The sequence below is a fragment of the Mycobacteriales bacterium genome, assembly GCA_036497565.1.
Classification (GTDB): domain Bacteria; phylum Actinomycetota; class Actinomycetes; order Mycobacteriales; family QHCD01; genus DASXJE01.
In genome coordinates this window covers 1-4,344 of record DASXJE010000310.1, presented here as the reverse complement: position 1 = coordinate 4,344, position 4,344 = coordinate 1, and the positions used below count along the sequence as shown (strand labels likewise).

General features: G+C 71.8%; 3 protein-coding genes and 1 pseudogene. 1 reads left to right on the top strand and 3 read right to left on the bottom strand.

The features are described 5' to 3' along the window. Positions 1–31: 31 nt before the first annotated feature. From VGH85_23790 to mptB, 3 genes and pseudogenes are all read right to left on the bottom strand, one after another. A pseudogene (locus tag VGH85_23790) lies at positions 32–163 on the bottom strand (winged helix-turn-helix domain-containing protein). A 239-nt stretch (positions 164–402) separates the two neighbouring features. After that, the gene (locus VGH85_23785) at positions 403–1,125 is read right to left on the bottom strand and encodes a response regulator (GenBank protein HEY2176841.1); all 723 of its coding nucleotides are present in this window, start codon (positions 1,123–1,125) and stop codon (positions 403–405) included. After that, a complete protein-coding gene (gene mptB, locus VGH85_23780) occupies positions 1,118–2,737 on the bottom strand; it encodes a polyprenol phosphomannose-dependent alpha 1,6 mannosyltransferase MptB (protein HEY2176840.1) in 1,620 nt (539 codons plus the stop codon). The genes VGH85_23785 and mptB overlap by 8 nt, the downstream gene beginning before the upstream one ends. A 273-nt stretch (positions 2,738–3,010) precedes the next feature. Between mptB and VGH85_23775 the strand changes: the two genes are divergently transcribed. Further along, the coding region (locus tag VGH85_23775; GenBank protein HEY2176839.1) for an MFS transporter at positions 3,011–4,344 on the top strand (1,334 nt) is incomplete at its 3' end.

Genomic DNA, 4,344 nt, shown 5'->3' with positions numbered 1-4,344 from the left:
CAGCCCAAATCGTCGGAACCAGCCCGATCCGTCAGGGTTGGAATCGATAGCCCATTCCCGGCTCGGTCAGCAGATGTTGCGGCCGGGCCGGGTCTGTCTCGAGCTTCTGCCGCAGCTGGGCCATGAACTGCCGCAGGTAGTGCGCGGCATCGTCATAGTTCGGTCTCGCATTGGCTGCAGAGACGAAGTCCTGGACCGGGAACCCGGCCGTCCGCGAGGTCTTGGTGGTGCGACTGGCAAATGCGCGTCATGTAGGCCTTAGTGGCCGGTAGGACGATCAGCTCGACATCGGCCATGCGTTCACTGTCGAGCCGAGACCGCGGGCTACCAAGCGTCCTGACGTGACCCTGACGGCTCGCGACCGAAATCTGCGGCTTCCTGACGGCGTCGTTGCTCTGGCCGTTACTGAAGCTGGTCGGCCGCCTGGCTGGACACAAAGCGATAGCCCATGCCGGGTTCGGTGTGGAAGTAGCGGGGGCGCGAGGAGTCGGGTTCGAGCTTGCGTCGGATCTGCGCGAGATAGACCCGCAGGTAGTGCGTCTCGGCTTGGTAGCCCTCGCCCCACACCTGGGTGAGGATCTGTCGGCTCGCGACCAGGCGGCCGTCGTTGCGGACCAGCAGCTCGACGATCTCCCACTCGGTCGGAGTGAGCCGGACCTCGCCACCGGCGTGGTCGGTCACCTGCTTCGCGCCGAGGTCAACCGTGAAGTGCGCGGTGGACACCACCGGTTCGTCTCGCGCCGTGCTCGTTGCTCGGCGGGTGGCCGCCCGCAGGCGTGCGAGCAGCTCATCCATCCCGAATGGTTTGGTGACGTAGTCGTCAGCGCCGGCGTCGAGCGCGGCGACCTTGTCCAGCTCGCGCTCGCGGGCGGACAGCACGATGATCGGCGCCTGCGACCAGCCCCGGATCCCGCGGATGACCTCGACGCCGTCGAGGTCGGGCAGGCCGAGGTCGAGTAGCACCAGGTCGAACTCCTCGGCGGTGGCCGCCCGCACGGCGCTCCGGCCGGTGCGGACCCACAGTGCCTGGTAACCGTTCTGGCGCAACGTCGACTCAAGTGCTGCTCCGATGACGTCGTCGTCCTCGACGACGAGCACCCGGGCCGCCGTGAGCGGATCACCCACGTCGACGCGGGCCCGGCGTCAGTTGACTCGACCGGTACGGCGGGACGATGACCCGGCCGGAGCCGACCTCCGTGGCCGGCGCCGGCTCACCGGTGACCAGCGGCGCGCGCCGTCGGAGTGCCGGAGCGGGTGCGGGCCCGATCCGGAGCCGGCGCAGGACCGCCGGACCGTAGGCCGCCGCGAGGAAGACCACGGCGGTGCCGGCGACCTCGGCCGGAGCCCATGGTCCGAAAGTGAGACCGGGCATGGCGAGCAGCGGGCCGAGGCCCATCCCGATGGTGAGCGCCGTACGGTTCCGGGTGGCCAGCAGGGCCAGCGGCACGAGCCCCCACAGCAGATACCAGGGGTAGAGCACCGGCGCGAGCAGGCCGAGCGCCAGGAGCGACCAGCCGACCGTCGCGGCGAGTGGCCGCCTCGACGAGGTGACGATCAGCGCCACGCACACCACCGCGGCCACGGTCAGGCCGGTGATTCGGCTGAACGTGAGCAGGAGGTGGTCGTCGGGCAAGGTGAGTCCGCCGCGGCGCAGGGTCCGCAGGAGCCGAAAGAAGAGGGCGGTCGGGGCGGCCGGGGTGAGCATGCGTCCCGGGGTGGTCAGCGCGCGGATGAAGCCCCAACCGTCGGGCACGATGGTGGCGAGGGTGACCGCCGTCACCGCGAACGCCGCGACGTCGCCGGCGAGGGCACGGACCCGGCGGCGGGTCGAGGGCAGCGCAGCGGCGTGCGCCCAGGCGATCGCGGCGACGGCCGGGAGGGCCGGGGCCTTCGTCATGACGGCGACGGTCGCGGCGACGATCGCCAGCGTCCATGCGCCGCGGCGGGCCGCCAGCAGGGCGGCGGCGAGGGCGAGCACCATGAGCGACTCGAGGTGTCCCGCGGAGGTGATCTGCAGCAGTACCAGCGGGCTGAGGAGCAGGTAGGCCAGGACCGTGGGTCGCTCCGGCCGGGGTGTCACCCGCAGGATCAGTGCGGTCGCCGCCACCATCGCGCCGTAGGTGATGACCCGCAGGATCAGCAGGGTGGCGAGTGGGCTGCCGTGCCCGAGCCATGCGGACAGGTGCTCGGTGAGCAGCCCGACCGGGCCATACGGCGTGGCCGTGTCCCGCCAGCGTGGATCCACTGCGGCCGCCGCTGCGGTGTGCCCGAGCGCTGACGGTCCGACGTGGTAGGGGTCGAAGCCGCGCAGCATGAGCAGGCCCTGCGCGGCGTAGCTGTAGGGGTCGGAGCTGAACAGTGGCGGCCCGATCAGCAGCAGGCCGGACCAGATCGCCCCGACACCGGCGAGCCATCGGGTGCCGACCACGCCGCGCTGGGCGGAGCGCAGCACCGCGAGCCAGGACAGGGCGAGCCCGGCGACGGCCACGACGAGGAGCAGGCCGGGGGCCAGGGAGCCGCGGGTGAGGGCGGAGGCGTCGGCGAGGATCCCGAACCAGGTGGACACCGGCCGGGCGCCGGGGACGGGGCCGACCCGGCCGCCGACCACGAGGATCGCGATGACCGCGATCGCCCCGGTTCCGGCGGCGAAGAAGGCCCGGCGTCGACGTACCGGCAACGGGCGGGCACTACCCGCGGCGAGGTCGCTCGCGGGTGCCTCGTCGGTGCCCGTCCTCACCGGTAACCCTCCCGTGGTGACCCGGGCACCTCGGCCGTTCGAGTCGTCGTCCGGTCTCCGGTCGCCCGTCGTCCCGGTGGCTGTCCGGTGGTCGACGGCGACCGCGTACTACATGACTGTAGTGTGGTCGGCCGCCGCGGCCGCGACCCGGGCGTCCCACGCCCACCGATATCCCCGCCGGTGTCCCCGCCGATGGCCCCGTCAATGTCCCGGTGGTCGCCGAAGCGAGCATCCGGTGCCGGGGTGGCGACTAACATCAGCATCCGGGGGATTATGACCCGGACGACCGTGTCCGCGCCGCGCTCAGACGCCGTACGGCTACGGCGTGTCCTGATCGCCGTGGTGCTGACCCAGCTCCTGGTCGTCATCGATTTCTTCGCCCTGAACCTCACGCTGCCCCCGATGGCGCGCGATTTCGGCGTGGCTCCGACCGATCTCCAGTTCGTGATCAGCGGCTACATGATCGCGCTCGGTGCCTTCATGATCCCGGCCGGCCGGGTCGCGGATCTGGTGGGACGACGACGGGTCGTGGTCATCGGCGTCGCGGTCTTCGGCGGCGCGTCGGCGGTGTGCGGTCTCGCCCCGAACGAGACCATCGTCGTCGTCTTCCGGGTCGTGCAGGGCGTCGGCGCGGCGCTGTGCTTCCCGGTCAGCATCGCGCTGATCACCTCGGTCTACCCGGCCGACCGGGTGCAGCGGGCGCTCGGCGTCGTCTACGGCTTCGCGGGTCTGGGTACCGCACTCGGGCCGCTCGTCGGCGGCCTGCTCTCCGAGATCAGCTGGCGCTGGGTGTTCCTGGTCAACGTCCCGCTGGCCGCGGTCGCGGCGCTTCTCGTGCACACCTCCGTGCCCGAGACCCGAAGGGTGCACGGGAAGCGGATCGACTGGCTCGGCGTCGTTCTGGTCTCGTGCGGGCTGATCGCCACGACCGTCGCCGTCGACGGCGCCGACGGCGTGGGCTGGGGCGCGCCGCGCACCCTCGTCCTGCTCGGCGGGGGACTCGGTCTCCTCGTCGTGTTCGTCCTCGCCGAGTTGCGGGTACGCGACCCACTCGTCGACCTCTCGCTGTTCCGCAACCGGGCGTATTCCGTCATCGTCACCGCCGGCACCGTCGCCAACTGCGTCTACTGCGTCGTCATCTTCGGGGCGACGCTCTACCTGCAGGACGTGCGCGGTCTCAGCTCGGGCGAGGCGGCCGTCGTCTTCCTCGCGCTCGCCGTCGGTGCGGCGACCTCCGGCCAGCTCGCCGGGCGGCTCAACCGGGCTCCACCGCAGTGGGTGTCGGCCTCCGCGCTGGCCGTCGGCGGTGGCGCGGTCCTGATGATGACCGCCTCGCAGTCGTGGGCGCTCTACCTCCCCGCCTTCGCCCTGGTCGGGATCGGGCTCGGACTGGGCTGGGCTTACGCCAGCGTCGGGACCCAGGTCGTCGTATCTCCCGACGAGGCGGCGGTCGCCTCCGGGATCACCTTGACCTCGCTCGTCACCATCGGCGGCATCGCGGTGGCCTTCGCGGCGACCACCATCGACGAGCTCGCCGGCCCGCAGGCCGTGCACACCGCCGGGCCGATCAACGCCGTGCTGCGGGTCGGCGCCTACGTCGCGCTGGG